Source organism: Agromyces excoecariae, assembly GCF_051715505.1.
Classification (GTDB): Bacteria; Actinomycetota; Actinomycetes; order Actinomycetales; family Microbacteriaceae; genus Agromyces.
The window spans coordinates 235,908-261,254 of the sequence record NZ_JBPSLA010000004.1 but is presented as its reverse complement, the minus strand read 5'-3'; the positions used below and the strand labels follow the sequence as shown (position 1 = coordinate 261,254).

General features: G+C 70.6%; 25 protein-coding genes. 11 read left to right on the top strand and 14 right to left on the bottom strand.

What is annotated here, in order from left to right; genetic code table 11:
* Positions 1 to 4 precede the first annotated feature (4 nt).
* Positions 5 to 1,612 carry a M20/M25/M40 family metallo-hydrolase gene (locus ACSJD1_RS06050; protein WP_438854408.1) on the bottom strand — a complete coding sequence of 536 codons (1,608 nt, stop codon included), beginning with the start codon at positions 1,610 to 1,612 and terminating at the stop codon, positions 5 to 7.
* Positions 1,613 to 1,719: 107 nt separating this feature from the next.
* Entirely contained in the window at positions 1,720 to 2,172 is a 453-nt protein-coding gene (locus ACSJD1_RS06045; RefSeq protein ID WP_438854407.1) for an Lrp/AsnC family transcriptional regulator, read from the bottom strand.
* Positions 2,173 to 2,253: 81 nt separating this feature from the next.
* Between ACSJD1_RS06045 and ACSJD1_RS06040 the strand changes: the two genes are divergently transcribed.
* Positions 2,254 to 2,952, top strand: a complete 699-nt coding sequence (locus tag ACSJD1_RS06040; protein ID WP_438854406.1) for a LysE family translocator — start codon at positions 2,254 to 2,256, stop codon at positions 2,950 to 2,952.
* A gap of 33 nt (positions 2,953 to 2,985) precedes the next feature.
* On the opposite strand, the gene ACSJD1_RS06035 is transcribed toward ACSJD1_RS06040, so the two are convergent.
* Positions 2,986 to 3,864 (bottom strand): SDR family oxidoreductase, encoded by an 879-nt coding sequence (locus tag ACSJD1_RS06035; RefSeq protein WP_438854405.1) that lies wholly within the window; start codon positions 3,862 to 3,864, stop codon positions 2,986 to 2,988.
* 166 nt (positions 3,865 to 4,030) lie between these two features.
* Between ACSJD1_RS06035 and ACSJD1_RS06030 the strand changes: the two genes are divergently transcribed.
* Both ACSJD1_RS06030 and ACSJD1_RS06025 read left to right on the top strand, forming a co-directional pair.
* Entirely contained in the window at positions 4,031 to 4,453 is a 423-nt protein-coding gene (locus tag ACSJD1_RS06030) for a hypothetical protein (protein WP_438854404.1), read from the top strand.
* A 44-nt stretch (positions 4,454 to 4,497) separates the two neighbouring features.
* The gene (locus ACSJD1_RS06025) at positions 4,498 to 5,139 is read left to right on the top strand and encodes a GyrI-like domain-containing protein (protein WP_438854403.1); all 642 of its coding nucleotides are present in this window, start codon (positions 4,498 to 4,500) and stop codon (positions 5,137 to 5,139) included.
* A gap of 27 nt (positions 5,140 to 5,166) precedes the next feature.
* On the opposite strand, the gene ACSJD1_RS06020 is transcribed toward ACSJD1_RS06025, so the two are convergent.
* Complete coding sequence (locus ACSJD1_RS06020; protein ID WP_438854402.1) at positions 5,167 to 6,195, bottom strand: NADPH:quinone reductase; 1,029 nt, start codon at positions 6,193 to 6,195, stop codon at positions 5,167 to 5,169.
* A gap of 294 nt (positions 6,196 to 6,489) precedes the next feature.
* On the opposite strand from ACSJD1_RS06020, the gene ACSJD1_RS06015 reads away from it, so the two are divergent.
* Both ACSJD1_RS06015 and ACSJD1_RS06010 read left to right on the top strand, forming a co-directional pair.
* Complete coding sequence (locus ACSJD1_RS06015; RefSeq protein WP_438854401.1) at positions 6,490 to 7,224, top strand: acetolactate decarboxylase; 735 nt, start codon at positions 6,490 to 6,492, stop codon at positions 7,222 to 7,224.
* 30 nt (positions 7,225 to 7,254) lie between these two features.
* Complete coding sequence (locus ACSJD1_RS06010) at positions 7,255 to 7,605, top strand: metallopeptidase family protein (RefSeq protein ID WP_438854400.1); 351 nt, start codon at positions 7,255 to 7,257, stop codon at positions 7,603 to 7,605.
* Positions 7,606 to 7,708: 103 nt separating this feature from the next.
* On the opposite strand, the gene ACSJD1_RS06005 is transcribed toward ACSJD1_RS06010, so the two are convergent.
* Both ACSJD1_RS06005 and ACSJD1_RS06000 read right to left on the bottom strand, forming a co-directional pair.
* Complete coding sequence (locus tag ACSJD1_RS06005) at positions 7,709 to 8,062, bottom strand: Fe-S protein (RefSeq protein ID WP_438854399.1); 354 nt, start codon at positions 8,060 to 8,062, stop codon at positions 7,709 to 7,711.
* Positions 8,063 to 8,107: 45 nt separating this feature from the next.
* Positions 8,108 to 8,989, bottom strand: a complete 882-nt coding sequence (locus tag ACSJD1_RS06000) for a CPBP family intramembrane glutamic endopeptidase (protein ID WP_438854398.1) — start codon at positions 8,987 to 8,989, stop codon at positions 8,108 to 8,110.
* 287 nt (positions 8,990 to 9,276) lie between these two features.
* Here ACSJD1_RS06000 and ACSJD1_RS05995 point away from each other — a divergent pair, with 287 nt between their 5' ends.
* Entirely contained in the window at positions 9,277 to 11,007 is a 1,731-nt protein-coding gene (locus ACSJD1_RS05995; protein WP_438854397.1) for a hypothetical protein, read from the top strand.
* Between the two features lie 61 nt (positions 11,008 to 11,068).
* Here the strand turns inward: ACSJD1_RS05995 and ACSJD1_RS05990 are convergent, their stop codons facing one another.
* On the bottom strand, positions 11,069 to 11,395 hold the full coding sequence (locus ACSJD1_RS05990) for a VOC family protein (RefSeq protein WP_438854396.1): 327 nt from the start codon (positions 11,393 to 11,395) through the stop codon (positions 11,069 to 11,071).
* Positions 11,396 to 11,491: 96 nt separating this feature from the next.
* Between ACSJD1_RS05990 and ACSJD1_RS05985 the strand changes: the two genes are divergently transcribed.
* The 4 genes from ACSJD1_RS05985 (at position 11,492) to ACSJD1_RS05970 (ending at position 16,027) form a co-directional block, all read left to right on the top strand.
* Positions 11,492 to 13,552 carry a S8 family serine peptidase gene (locus tag ACSJD1_RS05985; protein ID WP_438854395.1) on the top strand — a complete coding sequence of 687 codons (2,061 nt, stop codon included), beginning with the start codon at positions 11,492 to 11,494 and terminating at the stop codon, positions 13,550 to 13,552.
* A gap of 145 nt (positions 13,553 to 13,697) precedes the next feature.
* Complete coding sequence (locus tag ACSJD1_RS05980; protein WP_438854394.1) at positions 13,698 to 14,534, top strand: hypothetical protein; 837 nt, start codon at positions 13,698 to 13,700, stop codon at positions 14,532 to 14,534.
* A gap of 185 nt (positions 14,535 to 14,719) precedes the next feature.
* Complete coding sequence (locus ACSJD1_RS05975) at positions 14,720 to 15,088, top strand: nuclear transport factor 2 family protein (RefSeq protein ID WP_155842879.1); 369 nt, start codon at positions 14,720 to 14,722, stop codon at positions 15,086 to 15,088.
* Positions 15,089 to 15,127: 39 nt separating this feature from the next.
* A complete protein-coding gene (locus ACSJD1_RS05970) occupies positions 15,128 to 16,027 on the top strand; it encodes an aminoglycoside phosphotransferase family protein (protein WP_438854393.1) in 900 nt (299 codons plus the stop codon).
* 76 nt (positions 16,028 to 16,103) lie between these two features.
* On the opposite strand, the gene ACSJD1_RS05965 is transcribed toward ACSJD1_RS05970, so the two are convergent.
* From ACSJD1_RS05965 to ACSJD1_RS05940, 6 genes are all read right to left on the bottom strand, one after another.
* Positions 16,104 to 18,401: an exo-beta-d-1,3/1,6-glucosidase gene (locus ACSJD1_RS05965; protein WP_438854560.1), complete on the bottom strand. Its 2,298-nt coding sequence runs from the start codon at positions 18,399 to 18,401 to the stop codon at positions 16,104 to 16,106.
* 23 nt (positions 18,402 to 18,424) lie between these two features.
* Positions 18,425 to 19,507, bottom strand: a complete 1,083-nt coding sequence (locus tag ACSJD1_RS05960; protein WP_438854392.1) for an ABC transporter permease — start codon at positions 19,505 to 19,507, stop codon at positions 18,425 to 18,427.
* A 3-nt stretch (positions 19,508 to 19,510) separates the two neighbouring features.
* Positions 19,511 to 20,674 carry an ABC transporter permease gene (locus ACSJD1_RS05955; RefSeq protein WP_438854391.1) on the bottom strand — a complete coding sequence of 388 codons (1,164 nt, stop codon included), beginning with the start codon at positions 20,672 to 20,674 and terminating at the stop codon, positions 19,511 to 19,513.
* Positions 20,671 to 21,492, bottom strand: a complete 822-nt coding sequence (locus ACSJD1_RS05950; RefSeq protein WP_438854390.1) for an ABC transporter ATP-binding protein — start codon at positions 21,490 to 21,492, stop codon at positions 20,671 to 20,673. Before ACSJD1_RS05950 ends, ACSJD1_RS05955 begins: the two co-directional genes overlap by 4 nt.
* Positions 21,489 to 22,313: an ABC transporter ATP-binding protein gene (locus tag ACSJD1_RS05945; protein ID WP_438854389.1), complete on the bottom strand. Its 825-nt coding sequence runs from the start codon at positions 22,311 to 22,313 to the stop codon at positions 21,489 to 21,491. The genes ACSJD1_RS05950 and ACSJD1_RS05945 overlap by 4 nt, the downstream gene beginning before the upstream one ends.
* 96 nt (positions 22,314 to 22,409) lie before the next feature.
* Entirely contained in the window at positions 22,410 to 24,065 is a 1,656-nt protein-coding gene (locus ACSJD1_RS05940) for an ABC transporter substrate-binding protein (RefSeq protein ID WP_438854388.1), read from the bottom strand.
* 188 nt (positions 24,066 to 24,253) lie between these two features.
* Here ACSJD1_RS05940 and ACSJD1_RS05935 point away from each other — a divergent pair, with 188 nt between their 5' ends.
* A complete protein-coding gene (locus tag ACSJD1_RS05935; RefSeq protein WP_438854387.1) occupies positions 24,254 to 24,886 on the top strand; it encodes a TetR/AcrR family transcriptional regulator in 633 nt (210 codons plus the stop codon).
* A gap of 60 nt (positions 24,887 to 24,946) precedes the next feature.
* Here ACSJD1_RS05935 and ACSJD1_RS05930 read toward each other — a convergent pair whose 3' ends face one another.
* Positions 24,947 to 25,312 carry a cupin domain-containing protein gene (locus ACSJD1_RS05930; protein ID WP_438854386.1) on the bottom strand — a complete coding sequence of 122 codons (366 nt, stop codon included), beginning with the start codon at positions 25,310 to 25,312 and terminating at the stop codon, positions 24,947 to 24,949.
* Between the last annotated feature and the right edge of the window lie 35 nt (positions 25,313 to 25,347).

Here is a 25,347-nt window from a genome sequence, read left to right as displayed (position 1 = left end):
CGGTTCAGCTCGCGAAGCGGTCGGCGAACGCGTCGCCGCTCTTGCCCGCTCCGTGCGACTTCCCGGGGACCCGGACGCCGTTCACCGTCGACGTGTCGAACGCGAAGGTCGCGACGGCGGCCGCGACCGCGTCGGCGTTCACGTCGAGCGCGTCGACGTTGACGTTGCCGACGAGCTCGTAGTCCGCACGCAGCGCGTCGTACAGCGCCACGTCCTGACCGTCGCCACGCAGGTTGTCGCACGGGTCGTGGTAGCACGGGTCGTACGAGGCCCCGGCGACGCCGCCGTAGAGTGCCGCCTCATCCGCGGTCTTCACACCCTCGGCACCGGTGAAGAGGCCGCCGGCCGGAATGCCGACCGCGATGAAGGGACCGTAGTCGCTGCGCCCCGAGAACTCGCTGTCCTGGTAGGGGAGCCCGCGACCGTCGTAGAACGACTCGAACACGTCCTCGATCTGGGCGGAACCCTCCGGGATGAACCCGTCGGGAGCGGTGCCACCCGAGTTGTCACCGTCGTAGATGCCGAACATGTAGTTCGGCGAGGCGATCATGTCGAAGTTGAGGTAGAGCGCGATGTCCGCGGCCTCCTCCTCGGTGAGCTGCTCGACGTAGTGCTCCGATCCGAGCAGTCCCTCCTCCTCGGCACCCCACCACGCGAAACGGACCGCGTTGTTCGGCTTCGTCTTCTGCATCTGGATGGCGGTCTCGAGCAGCGCTGCGCTGCCGGAGCCGTTGTCGTTGATGCCCGCGCCGTCCTGCACGCTGTCGAGGTGGGCGCCCGCCATGACCACGTTCGACGTGTCGCCGACGGAGGTCTGGGCGATGACGTTGTAGGCGGTGCGTTCCTCGGCCTCGTAGTCGACGGTCACGGTCACGACCGTGCCGGGCGACGTGGAGTACAGGTCCTCGCCCACAGCCGAGGTCGCGAAGACCACGGGGATCGTGAGGCCGGTGGCGTCGCCGATCATGTTGATCAACCCGGTCCGCCCGGACTGCCCCTCGTTCATGATGACCGCACCGGCCGCACCCGCAGCTTCGGCGTTCAGGGCCTTGACCGCGAACGCGCACGATCCGCGCTGCATGAAGGCGATGGCACCGGCCGGGAACCCGGCGAAGTCGGCGGCTTCGCAGCCGCTCGTGTTGCTGTTGGCCGGGAGCCCTCCGGCGGGGACGTTCATGTCGACCGGGACGAGCGTGCCGGTCGCGGTGCCCTTGGGCGCGGCCGGGTCGAAGGCGTTCCGGACGAAGTCCCGGCTTTCGACGTAGGTGGTGGGAAGCGGGCTGACGCGGATGAGCTCGCTGTTCTCCTCCGAGTACTGGAAATCGAATGCCTGCACCTCGGGGCTGTAGCCCGCCGCCTCGAGCTGGCCGACCACGTACTCCACGGATGCGCCGTACCCGTCGCGGCCCGCCGCGCGGTCACCGCCGTTCGCGTCGGCGATGTCCTGGAGTGCGTCGAGGTGCTCGAGGACCGCCTCGGCCGTGACGGCCTTCGTGAGCTTCTTGACCGAGTTCGTGTTCGGTGCCGCGTACGCGGGTGCGGCCGCGATCGTCGCCGCCGCGAGTGCGGCGATCGTGGCCACGCCCCAGATCCGCCTGTTCCTGTGCTGCATGCCGACCTTCCCGCCGGTCACGCCGTCGTGCCGGCTCTCCGTAGCGGATGCTTCCATACGGATGACGTGCGGTCCAGCCCTGATCGGGGGTCCTGTGCGACCGAGCCTCAGATCGGCAGGGGCCGGTCGTCGACGATCGTCTTCATGACGAGCGTCGAAGCGACCCGGCGGGTGCCCGGCAGGCCCGAGAGCTTCTCGTCCCACAGGCGCTGGTAGGCGGGCAGGTCGCGGACCGCGACGCGCAGCAGGTAGTCGGGGTCGCCGAAGAGCCGGAGGGCCTGGATCACCTCGGGGATCTCGGCGACGGCGGCGTCGAACGCGGGAACGGTCGAACGGTCGGTCTGCTCCATCGTCACGAACACGAGCGCCGTGAATCCGAGTCCGATCGCGTCGGGATCGATGACCGCGCGGTACCCGGTGATGGCCCCGGATGCCTCGAGCGCGCGCAGTCGGCGGTGCGTCGGCGACATGCTGAGCTGCACGCGCTCGGCGAGCTCGGTGAGGCTGAGGCGGCCGTCGCGTTGCAACTCGGCAAGGATTCTCCGATCGGTGGCATCCATGAGGTGGATTCTTCCACGATGGCGGCGCGGCGAGGCGGAATTCGGCAGCGACTTCCACGTCGTCCTGCCTACGTTCGTTCCATGGACGTGCAACTGCTCATCGCGTGCTCGGTGATGATGACCCTGATGGTGATGCTGCCCGGGCCGGACTGGGCGTACCTCATCGCCGCGGGCACGCGCGAGCGCACCATCCTGCCGTCGCTCGCGGGCATCCTCGTCGGCTACCTGGCGGTCGTCGCGGCGGTCGCCGTCGGCGTGGGCGCCGTGGTGGCGACGCTGCCGTGGTTCATCGTTGCGCTCACGCTGGCGGCGGCGGCCTACCTGACGTACCTCGGCGTGCGCGTCCTCCGCGAGCCGCCGGTCGTCGCCGCGGTCGTCGCGGGCGGTGCCGCAGGCGGCCCTGACGGCGCGCACGCACCGCTCGACCGGACCGCCGTCGCCGGCGGACCGACCGCGGCATCCACGCGCCCGTGGCTCCGGCTGGTCCAGGGCGCGGGCGTCTCGGGGCTGAACCCGAAGGGGCTGCTGGTGCTCGTCGTGCTGCTGCCGCAGTTCACGGATGCCGCCGGCAGCTGGCCCATCCCGGTGCAGCTCGCGGTCCTCGGCCTCATCTTCGTCGCGGCCTGCGCGGCCGTGTACACGGTCGTCGGCTACGGTGCACGGACGGTGCTGCGGCTCCGCCCGTCGGCGATGCGGATCGTGTCGCGCGTGTCGGGCGCGGCGATGATCGTGCTCGCGGGCGTGCTCGTGATCGAGCAGGCGACGCACCTGGTCGGGTAGCGCGCAGCGCGCGCCACCCGACCGGCGGGTGCCTCACCCCAGGCTGAAGCCGCCGTCGCTCGTCAGCACCTGGCCGGTCACCCACGCGCCGGCCGGAGTGGCGAGCCATCCGATGAGGTTCGCGACGTCTGCCGGGCGCCCGACCCGGCCGAAGGCCGTGGTCGCGAGGTAGGCCTCGAGCTCGTCGAGCGGCCGGTCGGCCGTCTCGGGGTCGAGGTACCCGGTGTTCACGGGGCCCGGATCGATCGTGTTCAGCAGGATCCCGAGCTCGAGCAGCTCGGCGGCGACGGTCGCGGTGACGCCCGCGAGCGCGGCCTTGCTCGTCGCATAGGCGACCTCGCCCCGCATGGGGCCGTGCACCTGACCCGAGGTCATCCAGAACACGCGGCCCTGAGGTTCGACGAACGGGGCGTCGCGGCGCCGGCGCTCACCCGGGTGGAGCGGCGCGGCATCCGTGTCGGACGCCGGTCGCTTCGTCCGCGCGAACGCGGCCGTCAGGAGGAGGGTCGACCGGGTGTTCACAGCCCAGAAGGCGTCGAGGCGCTCGGGCGTCATGTCGAGGATGCCGCCGTCGCCGCCGCTCTTCGCATGGTTGCAGACGAGGAGGTCGAGCTCGCCCGTGAGGCCCCGAGCGGCCTCGATCACCGGTTCGACCTGCGCAGGGTCGGCGAGGTCGGCGTCGAGGTCGTGCATGACCGCGCCGGGCGTCAGGGCCGAGCGGATGTCGCGGCGCACCGCATCGAGGTCGTCGCCGCCCCACGGCTGGTCGAGGTCGTGCGGGCGGTGGTGGTGGATGACGACGTTCGCGCCGAGCTCTGCGAGCCGGGTCGCGACGGCGAAGCCGATCCCGCGGCGACGCGAGACGCCGGTGACGAGCGCGGTGCGGCCGGCGAGTGGAAGGGATGCGTGCATCGGTGAGCCTTTCGAAGGCGCGAATGGCGCGCGATGGCGCGCGGCGCGCAGGGATCAGGGAGGTGCGGAGGCGGCTCACCGGCAGTGCATTGCGCCACCGTAGCGCATCGGTCGGATGCACCGCGACGGGGATGGCACGCCCGCGCAGGCCCCGTACCCTGTCCGGGTGGATGCCTGCGCCGCCCTCGCCGACTCGATCGACCGGCTCGCCGCACGCGGCTACGCGAACCGAAGGTTCCTGAAGGAACTCGGGCGCGCCGCCGGAGTGCGTCGGGGTCCGCTCTGGCTGCTCGACGCGGCATCCGGCGGCCGCAATCGCCTGAGCGGGCGCGGATTCCGGCGACGCGTCGACGACCGCACCGACGGCCAGGCGAGGCACTTCGCGGGCACGGTGGCGGTGGCGGTGCGCCTCGGCGGACATCTCACGAGATGGCTCACGACGGTCGTGCTCCGCGACCCGCCGACGACGCCCGACGGCCGGCTCAGCGACGAGGCGATCGAGTTCGCCCGGCTGGTCCGGTCGGGCGAGCTCGCGCAGGCGGATGCCGCGGAGTGGGTGCGCGACCGCCTCTGCCGCGCCGCGGGGTGAGGCCGCTGAAGCGCGGCGTCGCCGGCCGGGCGTATCGTGCACGCATGGCACCGGATGGCACTGCGCCGGAGAAGTACGACGTCAAGCGAGCGCACCGCGACCTCTACGCCCCGTCGTCGAAGGACTTCGCGCTCGTCGACGTTCCGCCGATGCAGTACCTCGCGGTCGACGGGCACGGCGACCCGAACACGACGCCGGCGTACGTCGAGGCGATCGAGGCGTTGTACGGCGTCGCCTACGCGGTCAAGTTCGCGAGCAGGAAGGCGCTCGGGCGCGACTTCGCGGTCGCGCCGCTCGAGGGCCTGTGGTGGGCCGACGATCCCGGCGCCTTCGCGGCGAACGACCGCACCGCGTGGAACTGGACGATGCTGATCGCCCAACCCGACTGGATCGACGAGGCGGCCGTCGCGGTCGCCGTCGAGGCGACCCGTGCCAAGGGTCGCGGGTCGGCGTCGCTCGATGCGCTCCGGCTCATGCGCCTCACCGAGGGCCGGTCGGCCCAGATCCTCCACCTCGGGCCGTTCGCCGACGAGGCGCCGACGCTCGCCCGGCTGCACCACGAGTGGATGCCGGAGCATGGGCTCACGTTCAACGGCCCGCATCACGAGGTCTACCTGAGCGACCCGCGGCGCACGGCGCCCGAGAAGCTGCGCACGGTGCTGCGACAGCCGGTTCGGGAGACCTGACGTGCCGTGGCCGTCGGGTGGGGCTCGTCAGGCCGGCGTCACGTCGATCAGCACCTTCCCGATCGTTCCCGCCTCGACCGCGTCGTGCGCCTCGGCGGCGCGCTCGAGCGGGAAGCGCGTGAGCGGCAGGCCGGCGTCGCCGCCGACGGGCAGCGCGCCGTCCTCGAGCGCCCGGGTGAGGTCGTCGGCGGCCGCTGCGAGGGCCGCGTCGCCGACGGTGTAGAGCAGGAGGAACTGGTAGCGCGCGTTGAGCGAGAAGTGGTGGCGCACGTCGAGCGTCATCTCCGGCCCGCCGTCGGTCGCGTAGACCGAGATCGAGCCGTGGTTCGCGATGACCTTCGCGTTCAGGGCGGCGTTGCGCGCAGGCGAGACCTCGACGACCTGGTCGACGCCGGCCGGTGCGATCGCACGGATGGCGCGAGCCGCGTCCTCCGCCCGGTAGTCCACGACGTGGTGGGCGCCGGCCGCGGTCGCGAGCGCGGCCTTCTCGGGAGAGCTGATCGTGGTGACGACCCGGGCGCCCGCCCAGCGGGCGAGCTGGATCGCGGCGTGCCCGACCGCGCCGGCGCCGCCGGCGACGAGCACGGTGCGGCCGTCGAGCGCACCCGGAGCGAGCCGGGTCGGACCACCCTCGTGCGCGGTGAGCGCGCGATGCGCGGTCATGGCCGGCACGCCGAGCGACGCGCCGAGGTCGAAGCCCGCGGCATCCGGGAGGTGTACGACACGGCTCGCCGGCAGCACCGCGAACTCCTGCGCGGTGCCCGTCGGCCGCTGGTGCGCGGCGAGGAACACCCAGACCCGGTCGCCGATCGCGAATCCGGCCACGTCGTCTCCGATCGCGTCGACGACGCCTGCGCCGTCCTGGTTCGGGACGACCTCGGGGAAGGGCGTCGCGCGGCCCGGCGCAGCCCCGGCGCGTGCCTTCCAGTCGGTCGGGTTCACGCCGGAGACGACGATGCGCACGCGCACCTCGCCGGGCCCAGGCTGCGGGATGTCGCGCTCGAGGAGCTGCAGGACGTTCGACGGGCCGGTCTCGGAGTACGCGATCGCTCTCATGCAGGGGGTCAACGTTCCGGAGGCGACGGATCTTCCGAAGCGGGCGGCGCTACCGGACGCGTTCGAGCAGGTTCCGGCGCGCCGGTGACGTCGTGTCGCAGCACGCCGGCGGGGTGCGCTTCGAGCTCGCGCCCGATGTCGATCGCGTCGGGGTCGTACCCCCGCTGCTGTTGCAGGCCGTCCCACAGCGCGATGAGGTGGATCGCCTCGGCGTGCGGATCGACGCCGTGGCGACCGTGCCGATCGAGGAGCCGCCGGCGGCATCCGCACTGCGGTCGGGGGTACGCTCCAAGCGTGCCCCCGACACCCGTGCCCGGTGCGGCCGTGACGCAGTTCGCGGTGCTCGACGCGCTGCTCGCCGGAGCCTACGAGTCCGGGCTCCGGGTCGGCGAGGCGTGCGCGCTCGGCGACTTCGGGCTCGGCTGCCTCGAGGAGCTCGGCGGCGAGGTCGTGATCCTCGACGCGTCGGCCATCGAGTGCACGCTCGACGGACCGCCGGCCGTCATGCGCATGGACGAGACGCTTCCATTTGCGATCGTCTGCCGGTTCCCGGAAGTTCCCGCGATCGACGTCGTGGCGCTCGACCTGGCCGGATTCGCGGCATCCGTCGGCGACGCGCTCACGAGCCGGAACCTGTTCCACGCCGTCCGCTTCGACGGGGTGCTGTCGGAGGTCCGCGTCCGCGTGACGCCGCGGCAGCGGCATCCGCTCCCGCCGCTCGCCGAGGTGACCGAGCACCAGGTCGAGACGGTGGCGCACGGCATCAGCGGCACGCTCGTGGGTTTCTGGACGCCCGCGATCTACCAGGGGATCGCGGTCGCGGGCCTGCACCTGCACTTCCTGAGCGACGACCGCGGCCTCGGCGGGCACGTGCTCGACCTCGCCGTCGACTCGGGCGAGCTGCGCGTGGCGGCCTTCGCGCGCTTCGACCTGCGGCTGCCGACCGACGAGCTGTTCCTGCGGACTGAGCTCACGCACGCCGAGGACCACCGCATCGTCGCCGTCGAACGCGGCGCCGCGACCGGATGATGTCGGGGCGTGCCGGACAGGGGGAGTCGAATGGTGCACATCTCGGATGACGACTTCGAGCGACTGCTCGGCGAGGTCTTCGACGCGCTGCCCGACGACATGGTCCGCGGGCTCGAGAACGTCGCGATCTCGTTCGAGGACCAGCCGATCGCGCAGCGGCCGCGACTCTTCGGCCTGTACCGCGGCCACCCGCTGACCACGCGCGGCGTCTACGGCTTCGGCGAACTGCCCGACCGCATCACGCTCTACAAGAACAACCTCGAGGAGCACAGCCCCGACCTCGACGCGCTCCGCGCGCGCGTGCGCATCACGCTCGTGCACGAGATCGGGCACTACTTCGGGCTCGACGATGCGAAGCTGCGCGAGCTCGGTTGGGCGTAGCCCCTCCGAACCCGCGCAGCAAGGTTTCGTGCGAGCGCAGCGTGGTTTCAGTGCGAGCGCAGCGTGCGCGATGCGCGAATCGTGCGCGGTACGCCCGGCGCGCTCAGCGCCAGAGGACGGCGATCGCGGCGTTCGCGAGCGTCAGGATGCCGATCAGCCAGAAGATCGCCGCCGGGACCGAGCCGGTCTTGCGCTGGCGGCCGGCCCCGATGCCGAGGAGCGCACCGATCACGATCAGGATCACCAGCTTCGTGCCGATCTTCGCGTAGTTCAGGTCGTACTCGATGCCCCACGGGGCGGCGAGCGCGAGCCCGGCGACACCGGCGATCGCGAGACCCCAGTTCATGAGGCGCGTGATGCCACGCTTGCCATTCACCAGCTCGACGACCCAGGCGCCGAAGAGCACGGCGAAGCCGATCAGGTGGATGAGCACGACGAGGTGGCGGAGGAATTCCATGTCGTCAACCTACCGTGCGGCCCGGTCGCGCGCGGCCCGCGATGGTCAGGCCGTGGGCGCCGTGACGCGCTCGAGCTCACCCTCGGCCGCACGGCCGTGCGCGTGGCCGCGGATGAAGATGAGCAGCACGAGCGCGCCGACGACCAGCAGGATCGTCGCGGGGGAGACGAAGCCGATGAACACGTTCGTCGTGGCGGAGTTCAGTTCGTCGACGCCGCCGCTGGCGAGCATCGTCGTCGGATCGGTGAGTCCGTGCAGGACCATCGCCCAGACGATGCTTCCGGTCGCACGCATGACGAGGTACATCAGGATGCCGAAGCAGAACGTGTAGAAGATCGTGAAGCTCACGGTCGCGACATCCTGGCCGGTGAAGAAGTTCGAGCTGTGCAGCGCGGCGAACAGGAGCGCGGAGAGGGCCGCGACGACCCACTCGTTGTAGCCCGCACGGCGGAGGAGCACGACCGCGATGCCGCGGGTGAGCAGCTCCTCGGAGAATCCGACGAACGCGCCGGTGACGAAGACCATCAGGATCACCGAGACGGAATACCGACCGTAGTCCGTCCCGAGCGCGCGAAGCACGATCGGGATGAGCACGAGCACCACGGCGATCCACATCCACCACCGGCCGCGCACGGGCTGGCGCGCGAAGAGCGGCGACGGCAGCCAGCGAACGGTCAGCGCGAAGGCGATCAGCAGCACCGAGCCGACGACGAGCGAGAACGTGATCGCGACGAACACGCTCTGCGGGGTGGCGAAGACGTTCTCGCGATCGATCGCTCCGCTGAGGAGCGGCGAGGCGAGCAGCGGCAGGAACTGGTACGCGGCGAGGTAGACGGCGAGGAATCCGAGCGCCTTCCACCACCCTCCGCGATCCCAGAACGCCTTCCAGGCATTGGTGCGGGCGGGGGTCGTGGTCTGCTCGGTCATCGTTGCTCCACTGGTCGAGGGTGCAGGGCTGGACGATCGGTGCTCGGCGGGGTGTCGACTCCGTCACGGTAGCGCGCGGCGCCCGCGACCGGGAGGGACCGCGCGGTGCGTCCGGTTCGCGAGCCGACGATCGGATTCCGCGCTCGACCCGCGCGAAGGGGACCAAGGTCACTCCAGCGGCTCGCCGACCGCGCTAGGTTCTGGGGCCGTACGCGACGACCGGTCGTGTCGGCGGGGGGCGCCGACGACAGACGAGCGCGCCCCGCAGATCTCAATGGGGTGATCTGATGAAGTCCTCGTCGATGCAATTGGCCGCGCAACTCGCGCTCGTGGGGCTGGTGCTCACGACCGCAGCGATCGATACCGGGGCGAGATCCGGCGCATCGGCCGACGCGGCTCAGGCGGTCGCCACCGGCGCCCAGACCAAGGTCGGGAACTCGTCGACGAAGGTGCCGGAGGGAACGGGCGACCTGGCCGAGGACATCCGCATCATGCTCCTGAGGTCCTACGTTCCTGCGGATGGCCGCATGTCCATCAACGACGATCCGCCGGAGATCACGATCGTCAAGCGCGATCCGAGCTCGGGCGACCTGACGCGCTTCGACCTGCCGGACTGCCCGACGCGCATCACCGACACCGACGCGTTCACCGATCTCTTCAACGACACCAAGAGCGAGACGGTCGAGGAGCACTTCCGCGACATGGCCGCCGACCTCGGGTTCAAGAAGAAGGACCTCGCGCGGGCGGGCACCGCGTTCCCGTACTGCAGCTGGTGGGCGCGCATCAACACCAAGGTGTACGACACGCGCGACTACACGCGGAACACGACGCCGGTGCAGGACGGCATGGACATCTTCCTCCCGGACTCGGATGCCACGTACTGGGCCGTGCCGTTCGACGCGAGCACCGAGCCGGATCGCCGCGGACTGGTCCTCGATCACGTCGAGATCCACGGCCAGTTCCAGGAGCAGTTGTTCATGTCGTACGTGCTCTACGACTCGAACATGGACTTCTACTACTACGAGAACGGCGCCGGCACGACCTGCCAGTCGTACAACACCGACTTCCAGATCGAGCCCGATCCGGGTTCGGTGAACCCGTGGCAGACCTCCAGCACGGCGTACGACGACACCTACACCATCCAGCTCGTACCCGACCCGCAGGGCACCGACTGCAGCGGCGGCGGACCCGGCGCGTTCGCGAGCGACGGCACCGACTTCAACGTGCTGCCGCTGAACCGCACGGGTTCCGGCTACGGGCCGTCCGCGCCGAGCGGCAGCCCGGTGCAGGGCGACTTCTTCGGTGCGGCCGCCGACGGGTCGGTCCCGCGCGCCTCGAACGCGTGCGCCTACGTGGGCGCCGACCTCACGCCGTGCTCGACGCCGCTGATGTTCGTCGCCCCGACGGCTGCGGCGCAGAACAGCGTCTGGTCGAACCCCGTCGCCGGGTACCTCGCCGCCGGATTCATCCCGGCCCCCGACGAGGTCTACGTGTTCCGCGGGAAGGCGCCGCGGGTGCCGCAGGGTGCGAGCCCCGTCCCGTGGAACGACAACGATCCCGCCGCGTACGACATGCGGTACTTCTCGATCTGCCTGGACAAGAAGGTCTGGCCGTACCCGGCGCAGGATGCGAACTGGTCGTGCGCGAACGGCTCGTTCGGCAGTGGCGTCTGGGATCAGGACACCAATCCCGACGGCCTGACGCAACTCGCGGTCGGCGCCGACGGCTATTGGACCGTGATCGTCACGTCGGCGGACCTCACCGATAGCCCGATGGTCGGCGATGCGACCGTCCTCCACGTCTCGGCCGGCGTGCCGGCGGCGATGATCATGCGCCACATGGTGGTGAGCGACGCCTTCCACAGCGCGGTGCAGGACGTGCCGCGCAACGGCGCGTGGACGTCGGCGTTCGCGACCCTCGGCGAGTACTACCCGGTGAACTCGGTCGTCTGCAACCTCGGACAGTTCGAGCAGCGGGGCTGGCAGGAGGGCGGATGCTTCGTGCCTCCGGTCGGTTGAGTCGACTCGGCGCGAGCGCGCGGCCCGACGGCGGCCGGCGCTCGCGCCGGGAACGATCAGGTCAGCCGACCTGCTCGGCGAGCGCCACGATGATGCCCGCCGGCCCGCGGAGGTAGCAGAGGCGGTACTCGTCCTGGTAGTTCCCGATCTTGCGCAGCAGTTCGGCGCCGTGCGGGCGCAGGCGAGCGAGGGTGTCGTCGAGGTCGTCGACGGCGAACATCACGCGGTGCAGGCCGAGCGTGTTCGGCGGGGGCACCGCGGGTGACGGGGCGGATGCCGCATGACCCGAGGCTAGGGCGACCCACCGACGGATGCGTCGCCCCGAGGGGATCCGATCCGTGCCCGAACGGCCGGAGGCATCCGCCCGCCCGTGCATTGCCGCCCCCATCGGGCGGGGCTAGACTCGCGCCGCCGATTTCAGGTGCCGTCGGGATCGCCGCCCGTGCCGGACCCGGTCCCGTGACCGAGAGCGCGAGGGCCAGCCATGCCGAAGATCACGATCAACGGAATCACCGTCGACACGAGCGCTCCCCAGCGCGACCTCCAGGCGTTCGGCCTCGATGCCGGCGAAGTGGCGAGTTCGGACCACATCCTCATCCACACGACCGAGCCGATGACGGCCGAGCAGCGCGCAGCGGTGGCCGACACCGGGGCCGAGGTGCAGGAGTACGTCTCGGACAACACCTACCTCGCGACGTATCCGCCGAGCGACATCACGCCCGTGTCCGACCTCCCGTTCGTCGACTGGGCTGGGCCGTATGCGAAGGCGTTCAAGGTCCCGCCGTCGCTCGTCGGCGCGAACGTCGACGCGGCAGGGCCACGCGACTTCGGGTTCGACACGCCGCATCCGTCGCGGGCGTTCACTCCCGTCGACCTGCTGCTGCATCCGGATGTCACGCCGTCCGACGAACTCGTCGCGCGCGTCGCCCGAGCCGCCAAGGTGGACCCCGACCAGGTCGAGGTGACCCCGGCCAAGCTCCGCGTCACGACCGAGCAGGGCCGGCTGCCGAGGCTCGCGACGATCGACGAGGTCCGGGAGATCCAGCCGGTGCCCGAGCGACGTCTGTTCAACAACGTCGCGCGCGGCATCCTGCACGCCGACGTCACGGTCGGCGGCACGACGTATCGCGGCGACGGCGAGGTCGTCGCGGTCGCCGACACCGGGTTCGACACGGGCGACGCGGGGAACCCGCACCCCGCCTTCGCCGGGCGGGTGGTGAAGCTGCATGCGCTCGGCCGCACCTCGCCGGCGCGCGCCGACGATCCGCACGGGCACGGCACGCACGTCGCGGGGTCGGTGCTCGGCAGCGGCAACTCGGCCACGATGGGCGGCGTGATCGAGGGCACCGCCCCCGAGGCGCAGCTGATCCTGCAGAGCCTGATCGATTCCGCCGGCCGGCTCGGCGGCATCCCCGCCGACCTGACCGACCTGTTCCAGCCGACCTACGACGACGGCGCGCGCGTGCACACGAACTCGTGGGGCTCGACGATCCCGGGCCTGCCGTACAGCCCGTCGTCGCGCGAGATCGACGCGTTCGTCTGGAACAACCCCGACCAGGTGATCTGCTTCGCGGCGGGCAACGACGGCGTCGACGGCGATGCTGACGGGGCGATCGATCCGAGCCAGATCGGCTCCGAGGGGGCGGCGAAGAACTGCATCACCGTCGGCGCCTCCGAGAGCGTGCGGAAGTTCGGGTTCACCTACGGCGACTACTGGCCGTCCGACTACCCCGCCGACCCGGTCGGCAGCGACCTGCAGGCCGACTCGTCGGTGGGCATGGCGGCGTTCTCGAGCCGCGGACCGACGCAGGAGGGGCGCATCAAGCCCGATGTCATCGCGCCGGGCACGTGCATCCTCTCGACGCTCTCGCGCAACGCGCCCGGCGGCACCGACTTCGGCGTCTCCAGTGATCCGCTGTTCTTCTTCGACACGGGGACCTCGATGGCGACGCCGCTCGTCGCGGGCTGCGCCGCGGTCATCCGCGAGACGCTCGTGAAGAACGGGCTGGCGACGCCGAGCGCCGCACTGGTGAAGGCCCTGCTCGTGAACGGCGCGGTCGAGCTGCCCGGGCAGTACACGCCCTCCGAGGCGGGGGAGTCGCCCAACACGAACTCGGGCTGGGGTCGAGTGGACCTCGCCGGGTCGATCATCCTGCCAGGGCCGGCCGGCGACGGCGGCTTCGGCGAGGGCGGGCCGCTGGAGCAGGGCGACGAGGAGTCGTTCGAGGTGGAGATCCCCGAGGAGGCGCCGAAGCACGACGACCAGGGCCTGCTCGCCGTCGGCGGCGCGACGTTCAAGGTGACGCTCGTCTGGTCCGACCCGCCCGGTGCGCTGCTGCAGAACGACCTCGACCTCATCGTGATCGCCGCCGACGGCACCGAGCGCCACGGCAACGTCGGCACCACCGCCGGCTTCGACCGCGCCAACAACGTCGAGCAGGTCCGTTGGGTCGGCATGCCGCCCGGCACCGCGAAGGTCGTCGTTCGCGCCTTCCGCATCACCCAGTTCGCGCAGCCGTACGCGTATGCGTGGCGGATCTCTTAGAGGATCGGCCGCGCGGGGGAAGCGGGGAGCGTCGAGGCACGAGACTTCGGCCATCCCCCCAGTTCGGGTGAACTCTCTGCTCAGGTCCTGTGATGGATATGCATCCGGGCGTAGCGTTGGCCCGTCTTGAGTCCTGGGGGGACACATGGACGATATGCTGCTGCGCTGCTCCGTTCCAAGAACAGATCGCCGGCCGAAGCGCCCGCTACGCCTGTCGATCGCGACGTCCGTGGCGTTCATGCTCGCTGCGATCATGGCGATCGTTCCGTCGGCGACGGCGAGCGCAGGCATCCAGTCGAGTTGCCCTTGGAACGCCCCGATCCTGTATCGGTTCGCCATCGATGATTATCGACTTCAGCAGGAGGTCGACAAGATCGGAGTGTGCGGGGACTATTCCGACACATTCTTGGTGATTCAGAACACATCGAGCCAGCCGATCAGGTTCTGGTCATCGACCCCCGGTTCCACCTACGAGCCGGTACCTGTCAACACCTCTCCACTGATTGAGGTGAGGAACCGCTTCATGCGGGAATCCCTCGCCGACATGGGATCCACCGGCTCGTACGTTCTCGCCGGCGAAGCGATGAGAGTGTCAGGACGCGCCGCGGACTTCACGTGGGACTTCGACACTGCTCTGTCCCTCTCCGTGCTCGCCGTCGACGTGGCGGGATCGATGGCGTTCAACAAGTTGAAGCGGTGGGCGACGTCCGGCTCGAAGACGAGAGCCGCGGTTGCGACGTGTGCCTTGGCGGCCACGGAGGCAGGGGCCACCGCAACGACGATGGACGAGGTGATGTCGAAGCTCATCCTCGGCGCAACTCCATGCGCCGCTGCCGTGGAGTCGGCTGGCACCGCAGTCGAAGCAGACACGCTTCTCCGACGTGCGAACACCTTGCAGTCTCGGATCAACTCGGTGAACTCGCTCGTGAAGCGCTTCGACCTCGGTGACCTGCTCGGCCGGATCATTCGACGCGGTCATTGACCCTACGAGGGGTGGTGGGCGTGCGAGGGCGGATGCCGCGGTGCAGATGCCGCTCGATGCGCAGGCCCGATCGGCCTGGGACACGCGCCATCCGACCGACGACACTTGACGTTCGTCGTCATCCGGGTGATCGTGAACTCGTCAACCGCAATGGCGCGGGATGCCGCGCGATGGGAGCGAGCCGCATGGAGACCACGACCGACCTCACCACCGAGCAGATCGCGCGGGCGTTCTCGGGCCACCGTTTCGACCTCGCCCTGCAGCATCTCGCGGATGACGTCATCTGGACCTCCGTCGGCGGTGGCCCGCTGGTCGGGCGCAAGGCGGTGGCGAAGGCGATCGAGCGCACGTCCGCCGACCTCGCCGACGTCACGACGGAGTTCCAGCGGTTCCGGTCGGTCGTCGGCGAGGAGAGCGTGGTCGTCGACGCCCTCGCCCGCTATACCGACGCGGACGGCGGGGTGTCGATCGTGGCGTCGTGCGACGTCTTCGACTTCGCGGCCGACGGGAGGATCACGGAGATCGTCTCGTACATGATCGAGCTGCCGAGCTGATCGGCGCGACGGCATCGGGCCGGCTGCAAGACTGACCCGATGCCCCTGCACCACGACGAGCTCCCGATCGACGCCGACCTCGCGGCATCCGTCGTGCGGCGGGAACGCCCCGACTGGGCGGACCTGCCGCTGACGGCCGCCGGAGGCGGTACCGACAACGTGATGTTCCGGCTCGGCGACGACCTGCTGGTGCGGATGCCGCGGACGCCGGGAGGCGCGGCGTCGCTGCGCAAGGAACGCGAGTGGATGCCGCGGCTCGCGCCCGGCCTGCCGGTGCGCATCCCCGAGCCGGTGCACGCGGGTTCGCCGTCGCCCGCGTATCCCGTCGAGTGGTCGGTCTACCGATGGATCGAGGGCGCTCCGCCCGCATCCGACACCGTCGACGACTGGACCGTGTTCGGAGCCGACCTGGCCGGGTTCGTCGGCGAGCTGCATCGCATCGACCTCATGGGCGGTCGGCGTACGGGGGAGCTGAGCTGGTACCGGGGCGGGAGCCTCGGCGGAGCGGCGGAGTGGGTCGAGCCCGCGTTCGCGGCATCCCGCCCCCTGATCGGCGAGCGGGTCGACGTCGATCGCCTCGAGCACTGGTGGCGCGAGGCCCTCGCACGGCCCGACTCGGCCGCGCCGCACGTGTGGCTGCACGGCGACCTGCGCCCGGGCAACCTGCTCGCGCACGAGGGTCGCCTGAACGCGGTGATCGACTTCGGCGCGCTCTCGGTCGGCGCACCCGACGCCGAGCACGCCCCGGTCTGGGACCTGCCCGGCGACGCGCGGCACGCCTATCGGGACGCGCTGCGCCTCGACGAGGCGACCTGGCTGCGCGCCCGCGGATGGGCGATCGCGGTGGCGATCAGCGGCATCCCCTACTACTGGACGACGTTCCCGGAGTTCGTCGCCGAGTGCACGGCACGGCTCGAGGCGATCCTCTCCGACGACTGAATCCGCCCCGGCACGGCTCGAGGCGGATGCCACGGGGGGACGACGCGCGGGAACGCCGCCGTCGTCCCCTGCCCGCTCAGCGCCGGCTCGTCGTAGCCGGCGCGCCGTCGACCACGGCGAAGGATGCCTCGAGCAGCGCGTCGTCGCGTGAGGACGGGCCGACCAGCAGCTCGAACGTGCCCGGCTCGACCACGCGCGCGCCGTGCGCGTCGACGAGGGTGCAGTCGGCGACGTCGACGTCGATGGGAACGACGCGCGACTCGCCGGGCTCGAGGTCGACGAGCCGGTACGCCTTGAGTTCCTTGTCCGCCCAGCTCACCGACGTCACCTCGTCGCGCACGTACGCCTGCACCACTTCGCGTGCGGGGCGGTCACCGCTGTTCGTGACCGTCACCTCGGCCCGAACGGTGCCGCTCGGTTCGACGGCCGCGTCGAGGATGCGGAGGCCCGAGTACTCGACGGTCGTGTACGTCAGCCCTTCGCCGAACGCGTACGCCGGGCTCTGCGTGAGGTCGGCGTAGCGGGTGCCGTGCTGGCCGCGGATCTGGTTGTAGTACGTCGGCTGCTGCCCGGCGTGGCGGGCGAACGAGATCGGCAGGCGCCCGGTCGGCTCGACGAGTCCGAGCAGCAGCTCGGCGATGGCCCGCCCGCCTTCCATGCCGGGGTTCGCGGCCCAGACGAGCGCCGACGCGCGCTCCGCCGACGGCGGGAGCACGAGCGGCTTCGAGGCGAGCAGCACGACGACGAAGGGCGTGCCCGATGCGGCGACCGCGTCGAGGAGCGCGACCTGGTCGCCGACGAGTTCGAGCGTCGCGGTCGAACGGCCCTCGCCGACGAGCTCGATGCGGTCGCCGACCACCACGACCGCGAAGTCGCTGCGGCGGGCGGCGTCGGATGCCCCGGCGATGAGCTCCGCGTCGGGGGCGCACGGGACGACCACCTGCGGTCGCGGCTGGCCGTCGGGGAAGAACGCGCCCTCCGGGTCCTCCTCGAGGGTCAGGATGCGTGCGCCCTCGGCGTGCTCGACCGTCCAATCGGCCGGCGCCGTGCGGCGGAGCCCGTCGAGGACGGTCGTGATCATGCCGCGCGGGTGGCCGTCGGGGAGCCAGTCCGCTTGGCCGGACGAGCCCGCCCAATCGCCGAGCTGCGTCTGCGCGTCGTCGGCGAGCGGGCCGATCACGGCGACGCGGCGGGGGGTGCCGTCCGAGATCGCCCGGCCCGCGGCATCCGGCGCCCGCCCCTCGAGGAGCGGAAGTGCGCCGTCGTTGCGCAGGAGCACCAGCGAGCGCCGGGCCGCCTCGAGGTTGAGCGAGGCGTGCGCCCCGTTGCCGACGACCGCCTCGATGCGCGCGAGGTCGGGCTTCCGCGCGTTCTCGAAGAGCCCGAACTCGAACTTCAGCAGGAGGATGCGCGAGACCGCGCGGTCGAGGTCGGACTCGGCGAGCAGCCCGCGTTCGATGGCCTCCAGGGCTCCGTTGAAGAACCCGGGCGTCGTCATGACCATGTCGTTGCCGGCCTTCACCGCGGCCGCGGCCGCATGGGCATAGTCGGGCTGCACCTTCTGCTCCCACACCATGCGGCCGACGTTGTCCCAGTCGGTGATGAGCGTGCCCGTGTACCCCCACTCGCCGCGGAGGACGTCGTTCAGCAGCCAGTCGTTCACCGTGATCGGCACGCCGTCGGTCGTCTGGTAGCCGAGCATGAAGGTGCGGCAGCCCTCCTTCGCCACGCGCTCGAACGGCGGCAGGAACCAGGAGCGGAGCTTGCGGCGCGAGAGGTCGGCCTCGCTCGCGTCGCGACCGCCCTGCGTCTCGGAGTACCCGGCGAAGTGCTTCGCGGTCGCGAGGATCGCCGTGTCGTCGTCGAGCCCTCCGCCCTGGTAGCCGCGCACCATCGCCGAGGCGAGCTCGCCGATGAGGAACGGGTCCTCGCCGAACGTCTCGTCGATGCGTCCCCAGCGCAGGTCGCGCGCGATGCACAGCACGGGAGAGAAGGTCCAGTGCACGCCGGTCGCCGCGACCTCCTCTGCGGTCGCCCGCGCGACGCGTTCGAGCAGGTCCGCGTCCCACGACGCGGCCATGCCGAGCTGCGTGGGGTAGATCGTCGCGCCCTCGAAGAACGAGTGCCCGTGGATGCAGTCCTCGCCGACGAGCAGGGGGATCCGCAGCCTCGTCTGCGCGACGAGTTCGTGCGCGAGCGCGATGCGCTCGGGGGACGCGTGCAGGATCGACCCGACGTGCTGGCGCAGCACCTGGTCCTCGAGGTCCTCGCGGGCGTCGAGCTGCAGCATCTGGCCGACCTTCTCCTCGACGCTCATCCGCCCGAGGAGGTCGGCGATGCGGTCGGCGACTGGTCTGCTGGAGTCGAGGTACATGGGGCTGACGATATCGGCAGTGGTCACGAGGTCTCCTCGGTCGTGGTCGTCGTGCTGGAGGCGGGGCGGACGGCCGTCACGGTGTCGTTCACGTTCAGGCCCTTCCTCTTCATCGCGCGGGCCCGTTCTCCGGCGGACCGCAGGCGCGGGTTGACGTACTCGTCGATGCCGAAGTTGATCAGCGAGAGGGCGACGCCGATGGCCGCGATGCAGAGCCCGGGCGGCAGGTACCACCACCACTGGTTCTGCCGGAACGCGCCCTGCGCGCCGGCCCAGTTCAGGATCGTGCCCCAGTTGTAGGTCGTGACCGGGATCACGCCGATGTACGAGAGCGTCGTGAGGGCGATGATGGCGGCGGTCACCGTGCCGACGAAGCTCGCGGCGATGAGCGCCATGAGGTTCGGGAGCATCTCGACGGTGATGATGCGGCGCAGCGGCTCGCCGTTGGCGCGCGCGGCCTGGATGAAGTCGCGGTTGCGGAGCGACATCGTCTGGGCGCGCAGCACGCGGGCGCCCCACGCCCAGCCGATGAGTCCGAGCACGGCGGCGATGACCCACAGCGGCGGGTCCTCGAACATCGACGCCACGATGATGATGAGCGGGAGGCCCGGGAGCACGAGGAAGACGTTCGTGAGCGCCGAGAGGCTCTCGCTGCGCCATCCGCGCACGTAGCCCGAGACGACCCCGACGGTGATCGCGATGAGCGTCGCGATGATCGCGGCGAGGAAGCCGACCACGATCACGCCGCGTGTGCCGTGGATGACCTGGCTCAGGACGTCTTCGCCGATGTGGGTCGTGCCGAGCCAGTGCTCGGCCGACGGGGGCTGGAAGCGCGCGGCGTGGTCGACCGCGGTGGGTGAGTACGGCGCGAGCACGTCGGCGAGGATCGCCACGAGGACGAAGAAGCCGAGGATCGACAGGCCGGCGATCGACTTGCCGTTCCGGAACATCGCGAAGGCGGAGCCGAGCTTCGACCGGAACGTCGGTCGAGTGCGGTGCGCGCTCGCCGCCCGATCGTCCGCGGTTCGGATCTTCGCGGTCGCGGGCACGCCCGCCGGTCGGGCGGTCGTCGGGTCGGCGACGCGGTCGTTCGTGAGGATGTCCATGGCTCAGGCCTCCGTCTGGCGCGTGCGCGGGTCGAGGAATGCGTAGGCGACGTCGGCCAGGAGGTTCGCCAGCAGCACCGAGAGGGTGATCACGAGGAAGACGCCCTGCATGAGCGCGTAGTCCTTCGCGTTCGTGGCATCCAGCAGGAGCTTGCCGACGCCGGGGTAGCTGAAGACCATCTCCATGACGATCGTGCCGCCGACGATGAACCCGATCGACAGGGCGAAGCTCTGGATCTGGGGGAGCACGGCGTTGCGCGCGGCGTACCCCCAGAGCACGCGCTTCCGCGGCATCCCCTTCGCGTCGGCGACCATGACGTGGTCCTCGTCGAGGACCGTGAGCATCATGTTGCGCATGCCCAGCATCCAGCCGCCGAGCGAGGCGATGATGATCGTCGCCGCGGGCAGCGTGCCGTGGTGGATCACCTGGCCGATGAACTCGGGCGTGAACTCGGGCGTCATCCCGACGCCGTAGGCCTTGCCGATCGGGAACCAGCCGAGGTTCACCGAGAACACCGCGATCGCGAGCAACCCGAGCCAGAAGTACGGGATGGTGCTGAGGAAGGTCGTGATCGGGATCAGCGCGTCGAGCCGACTGCCGCGCCGCCATCCGACGATCGCGCCGCCGACGGTGCCGATCGCGAACGAGACGACCGTCGCGAAGCCCACGAGGCCGATGGTCCAGGGCAGCGACTGCCCGATGACCTCGGTCACCGGGCGCAGTCCGTGAAGCAGGGAGACGCCGAGGTCGCCGCGGAGCAGGAGCGCCCAGTAGTCGAGGTACTGCTGCCAGAGGCTCTTGTCGGTGTCGAGGCCCAGGAGCGTGCGGAGCGCGTCGGCGGCCTCGGGGCTGACGTTGCGATTGCGCGCGAGGTACTGCGTGACCGCGTCGCCCTTCATCATCCGGGGCAGGAAGAAGTTGATCGTGATCGCCGCCCAGAGCGTGAAGAGGTAGAACGCGGCGCGGCCGCCGAGGAACCGCCACGGGATACGCGAGCGGCCCTTCACCGCACGCGTCGCCGTGGTGCCGGCCTCGACGGCGTCGGTGCCGCCGGCGATGCCGGTGCGGTCGGTGACGGCCGGGTCGTCGGCGAGCGCGGCGCCCTCGGGGTCGTCGGGAACGCCGGCGTCGGCGTCGGTGGGGATTCGGGGCTGGATCGAGGTCATTGCGCACCTCCACGGATGCCGGATGCGGATGCTGATGCCGACGCGAAGTGCGCGTCGGGGTCGGGGGATGCCGCGCGCAGCGCCTGCGTGTACGGGTCGCGGGGTCGGAGGATGACGTCGTCGGCGGGGCCGCGTTCGACGACACGGCCCTGGTTGAGCACGAGGATCTCGTCGCTGAAGTGCCGGGCCGTGGCGAGGTCGTGCGTGATGTAGAGCACGCCGAGCCCCTCCTCGCGCTGCAGGTCGGCGAGGAGGTTCAGCACGCCGAGGCGGATCGAGACGTCGAGCATCGAGACCGGCTCGTCGGCCACGAGGAGCTTCGGGCGGGATGCGAGGGCGCGGGCGATCGCGACGCGCTGGCGCTGGCCGCCCGAGAGCTCGTGGGGTCGTCGGTCGATGACGGCGTCGGGATCGAGTCGGACTCGCTCGAGCAGGCGCCGCACCTCGTCGTCCTCCTCCGCCTTCGGCACGACGCGATCGAGTCGGAGCGGACGCTGCAGGTGGTATCGGATCGAGTGGTACGGGTTCAGGGAGGCGAACGGGTCCTGGAAGACCATCCGCAACTGCTGGCGGTAGGCGCGCAGGCCCTTCCCGTGACGCGGAATCCGCTCGCCGTCGAGCCGCACCTCGCCGCTCGACGGCGTCTCGAGCTGGGTCAGGATCTTCGCGATCGTGGACTTGCCGCTGCCCGACTGGCCGACCAGGCCGATCGTCTGCCCCGACCGGAGCGTGAAGCTCACCTCGTCGAGGGCCGTGATGTGGCCGGCGCCACGGACCGCGTAGACCTTCGTGACGGCGTCGAACTCGAGGACGGTCATCGGAGCACCATGCCTTTCTCTCCGGTGAGGCGCGGGAAGGACGACAGCAGCGTCTTCGTGTAGTCGTCCTGGGGGTCGGTCCAGATCCGCTCCGCCGTGTCGAGCTCGACGATCTCGCCGGCGCGCATGATCGCGATGCGATCGCTGATCTCGAGGAGGAGCGGGAGGTCGTGCGTGATGAAGACGACCGAGAAGCCGAACTCGTGGCGGAGGGCCGAGATCTGCGTGAGGATCTCGCGCTGCACGAGCACGTCGAGCGCCGTGGTCGGCTCGTCCATCACCATGAGCTGGGGGCGCAGCGCGAGGGCCATGGCGATCATGACGCGCTGGCGCATGCCGCCGGACAGCTCGTGCGGGAAGGAGCGGGAGCGCTGCGCGCCGACCTTGACGATCTCGAGCAGCTCGACGACCTCGGCCCGGCGCTCGGCGCGGCTCATGGAGGGGCGGTGGACCTCGAAGACGTCCTCCAGCTGCGAGCCGATCGTCGCGACCGGGTTCAGGGAGTTCATCGCCCCCTGGAACACCATGGAGATCTTGTCCCAGCGGAACCGGCGCATCTGGTCGGCATCCAGGGCGTTGACGTCGATGTCCTCGCCGGATGCGTCGTGGAAGACGACCGAGCCGCCGGTGATCACGGCGGGCGCCTTGAGCAGGCGCTGCACGCCGTAGGCGAGCGTGGTCTTGCCGCAGCCGCTCTCGCCGGCGAGGCCGAGGATCTCGCCGCGCCGGAGGTCGAGGCTGACGTTCCTGACGGCCGCCACGGGCGGCTCGACGTCGTACACGACCGAGAAGTCGCGGACGGAGAGCAACGTGTCGCTCATGGGTGGGGGTTCCCTTCGTGATGCCTGAGGTGCCGGGTGATGCCGACGAACGGGTGGGGCGGATGCACCGGATGCATCCGCCCCACCGCGTCCGGGTCAGCCGGCGGGCTGCAGGCTGGTCAGGATCTGGACGATCCCGGGCTGCGTCGGGTCAGCCGAGGCGTACTGGTCGTCCTCCGTCGGCCAGCCGACGTAGTTGCGGGTGTTGTACTCGCCGAGGAGCGGGTGCGAGCCCAGCGGGATGGCCGGCACGTTCTCGACGAACGCGCCCTGCATGACGGCCAGCGCGGCCTCGCGCTCGGCGTCCGACGATGCGTTGGCGTAGGTGTTCAGCGCGTCGGTGACGGCGGGGTCGTCGAAGCGGCCGAAGTTGAACTGCGCGCGGTCGTCGACGATCCACTTCTGGTCCATCGTCGAGGTGTAGAGGCCGTAGGCGTTGCCGCTGTCCTCGAGCCAGTGGATGATCGCCTGGAAGGTGCCCTCCTGGCGAGCGGCGTCCCAGCCGCCCCAGTCGGGCTGGTCGACCTTGACCTCGATGCCGAGGGCGGAGTCGAGCTCCTCGGCGATGAGGGCCTGCTCGGTGTTCCAGTCGCTCCAGCCGGCCGGAACCGAGATGGAGAACGAGACGGCCTCGCCGTCCGGGTCGACGAGCTTCTCGTCCTTCCAGGTGTAGCCGGCGTCCTCGAGGATGCCCTTGGCCTTGTCGACGTCGACCGAGTACACGTCGTCCGCGTACTCGGGCAGGATCTCGTCCGAGAGCAGGTCGCCGAGGCCGGTCGCGCTCCAGATGGCCGTGCTCGCACCCTCGCGGGCGATGTCGACGTAGGCGTCGCGGTCGATCGTCCAGGCCAGCGCCTCGCGGAGGGCGGGGTCGTCGAACGGCTTGGTCTGGAGGTTCATGAAGAGCGTGCCGGCGCCCGCGGTGGGGGAGGCGAGGAAGTGGTTGTCCTCGTCGGCGGCCAGGTAGCTGTCCTCGACCTGCGGGATGAAGGCCTGCGCCCAGTCGGCCTCGCCGGAGACGAGCGCGGTGGTGAGGGCGGCGTTGTCGCCGTAGGAGACGTAGTTCAGCGTGGGAACGGCGAGCTCGCCGCCCCAGTAGTCCTCGTTCGCGGTGAGGGTGACCGACTCGGTCGACCAGGTGTCGAGCACGTAGGGGCCGGTGCCGACGGCGAGGCCCTCACCGGTGAGCGGGTCGGTGTTCGGGTCGTCGATGTTCTCCCAGATGTGCTTGGGCACGATCGGGGTGTGCAGGACGCGCGCCTGCGAGACGTACTTCGAGTCGCCGAACTTCAGGGTGATCGCGTCGCCGTCGACGGTGGCGCCCTCGTACTTCAGGCCCGACGTGTCGGCGAGCTTGCCGGTGAGGAACTGGTCGAAGGTGAAGACGATGTCGTCACCGGTGAACTCGGTGCCGTCGCTCCAGTTGACGCCGCTGCGGGGGACGACGGTGAGCTCGGTGTAGTCGTCGTTCCACTCGACGGACTCGGCGAGCCACGGCGTGGTGCCGAGGTCGCCCGTCGGGTTCACGAGCGCGAGCGGCTCGAAGATGACCTTGGCGTAGCCGTACTTCGAGGCGGACGAGTCGCCGAGGTACGGGTTGTGCGATTCGGTGGTGATCGCGCCGTCGGGCTTGGCGATCGTCAGCGCCGCGCCGCTCCCTGCCGGGGTGCTGGCGGGGCTGGCACCGGCGCAACCGGTGAGCGCCAGGGCCGCGGCGATGCCGACGACGCCGAGGGACGTACTGAGCCTCATTGCTTCTCCTTCGTGTGGGGGCACGACGCCGCGCTTCCCGAAGGACGACGCCGGCGTCGAGTGACTGCGGAGTTAACTTACTATCAAGTAAGTAAGTTAATCAACGCGTCGATTCCGGAGCCGCAGAGGGCCTGCGTAGACTCGGTTCCGACAGACGGAGAAGGGGGTGTCGGCGGATGTCAGGAGCGATGACCGGTCAGCGTCGGCAACCGCGTTCGCGGCCCGAGACGCTGGCGCGTCGGCGCGATATCCTCGATGCCGCCGTCGAGATCTTCGGCAACAAGGGGTTCGCGGGCGGAACGCTCCAGGAGATCGCCGATCAGGTGGGGATGACCCACGCCGGGATCCTCCACCACTTCGGATCGAAGGACCAGCTCCTCCTCGAGGTGCTGAGTCATCGCGACGAGACCGACGTGGCCGACCTCGAGGAGCAGCACATCCCCGGCGGGATGGCCCTCTTCCGGCACCTCGTGCGGACGGCGTTCGTCAACGCGCATCGGGCGGGCATCGTCCAGGCGTACGTCGTGCTGTCGGCCGAGTCGGTGACCGACGATCATCCCGGGCGCGCGTTCTTCCAGAAGCGGTACGAGACCCTGCGGGGAGAGGTCGCCCGCGCCTTCGAGGTCGTGTGCGAGGAGCACGGCGTCGCCGCTCCTGAAACGATCGAACTCGCTTCCGCGAGCATCCTCGCCGTGATGGACGGGCTGCAGGTGCAGTGGCTCCTCGATCCCGACGCCGTCGACCTCGGTCGCGCGTCGGAGTTCGCGATCGAGGCGATCGTCGACTCGGTGATCTCGCCGTCGGCGTCGCCCCTGGCCTGAGCTGCGGAGAGGTCGCCGGTTCGTTCGCCGGGCCGTCCCAGGCGTCCGCCGCCGAGCCGGTCAGTCGAGCTCTCGGACCTCCGTCGTCCGCTCGCTCGGGGTGTCCCCGGTGTTGACGACGCCCTCGGGCTCGATCAGGATCGCGGAGACCTCGCCGTCGGCCCTGGGGCAGTGCTCGACGCCGCGGGGGACGACGAAGACGTCGCCCGGGCCGAGCTCCGCGTCGCCGTCGCGCAGCTGGATGACCAGCTCGCCCGAGAGCACCATGAACAGCTCGTCCGTGTCGGGGTGCGAGTGCCACGTGAACTCGCCGAGGAGCTTCACGACCTTCACCTCGTAGTCGTTCACGCTCGCCAGTCGCCGCGGCTGCCACGGCTCGGAGAACGAATCGAGGGCGGCCTGCACGTTGCGAACCCGGGCGTCCATGGTGCGATCTTCGCGCCGCCTCGCGGCGTGCGCAA

Coding starts and splice junctions, on each gene's coding strand:
- ACSJD1_RS06005 (WP_438854399.1), bottom strand. CDS start 8,062: ATGGAATTCCTCCGCCACCTCGTCGTGCTCATCCACCTGATCGGCTTC.
- ACSJD1_RS05950 (WP_438854390.1), bottom strand. CDS start 21,492: ATGACCGTCCTCGAGTTCGACGCCGTCACGAAGGTCTACGCGGTCCGT.
- ACSJD1_RS06010 (WP_438854400.1), top strand. CDS start 7,255: ATGGTGCACATCTCGGATGACGACTTCGAGCGACTGCTCGGCGAGGTC.
- ACSJD1_RS06050 (WP_438854408.1), bottom strand. CDS start 1,612: ATGCAGCACAGGAACAGGCGGATCTGGGGCGTGGCCACGATCGCCGCA.
- ACSJD1_RS05980 (WP_438854394.1), top strand. CDS start 13,698: ATGGACGATATGCTGCTGCGCTGCTCCGTTCCAAGAACAGATCGCCGG.
- ACSJD1_RS05960 (WP_438854392.1), bottom strand. CDS start 19,507: ATGGACATCCTCACGAACGACCGCGTCGCCGACCCGACGACCGCCCGA.
- ACSJD1_RS05970 (WP_438854393.1), top strand. CDS start 15,128: ATGCCCCTGCACCACGACGAGCTCCCGATCGACGCCGACCTCGCGGCA.
- ACSJD1_RS05940 (WP_438854388.1), bottom strand. CDS start 24,065: ATGAGGCTCAGTACGTCCCTCGGCGTCGTCGGCATCGCCGCGGCCCTG.
- ACSJD1_RS06020 (WP_438854402.1), bottom strand. CDS start 6,195: ATGAGAGCGATCGCGTACTCCGAGACCGGCCCGTCGAACGTCCTGCAG.
- ACSJD1_RS06045 (WP_438854407.1), bottom strand. CDS start 2,172: ATGGATGCCACCGATCGGAGAATCCTTGCCGAGTTGCAACGCGACGGC.
- ACSJD1_RS06000 (WP_438854398.1), bottom strand. CDS start 8,989: ATGACCGAGCAGACCACGACCCCCGCCCGCACCAATGCCTGGAAGGCG.
- ACSJD1_RS05965 (WP_438854560.1), bottom strand. CDS start 18,401: ATGTACCTCGACTCCAGCAGACCAGTCGCCGACCGCATCGCCGACCTC.
- ACSJD1_RS05995 (WP_438854397.1), top strand. CDS start 9,277: ATGAAGTCCTCGTCGATGCAATTGGCCGCGCAACTCGCGCTCGTGGGG.
- ACSJD1_RS05985 (WP_438854395.1), top strand. CDS start 11,492: ATGCCGAAGATCACGATCAACGGAATCACCGTCGACACGAGCGCTCCC.
- ACSJD1_RS06035 (WP_438854405.1), bottom strand. CDS start 3,864: ATGCACGCATCCCTTCCACTCGCCGGCCGCACCGCGCTCGTCACCGGC.
- ACSJD1_RS05990 (WP_438854396.1), bottom strand. CDS start 11,395: ATGGGGGCGGCAATGCACGGGCGGGCGGATGCCTCCGGCCGTTCGGGC.
- ACSJD1_RS05935 (WP_438854387.1), top strand. CDS start 24,254: ATGACCGGTCAGCGTCGGCAACCGCGTTCGCGGCCCGAGACGCTGGCG.
- ACSJD1_RS05930 (WP_438854386.1), bottom strand. CDS start 25,312: ATGGACGCCCGGGTTCGCAACGTGCAGGCCGCCCTCGATTCGTTCTCC.
- ACSJD1_RS05945 (WP_438854389.1), bottom strand. CDS start 22,313: ATGAGCGACACGTTGCTCTCCGTCCGCGACTTCTCGGTCGTGTACGAC.
- ACSJD1_RS06025 (WP_438854403.1), top strand. CDS start 4,498: ATGGCACCGGATGGCACTGCGCCGGAGAAGTACGACGTCAAGCGAGCG.
- ACSJD1_RS06040 (WP_438854406.1), top strand. CDS start 2,254: ATGGACGTGCAACTGCTCATCGCGTGCTCGGTGATGATGACCCTGATG.
- ACSJD1_RS05975 (WP_155842879.1), top strand. CDS start 14,720: ATGGAGACCACGACCGACCTCACCACCGAGCAGATCGCGCGGGCGTTC.
- ACSJD1_RS05955 (WP_438854391.1), bottom strand. CDS start 20,674: ATGACCTCGATCCAGCCCCGAATCCCCACCGACGCCGACGCCGGCGTT.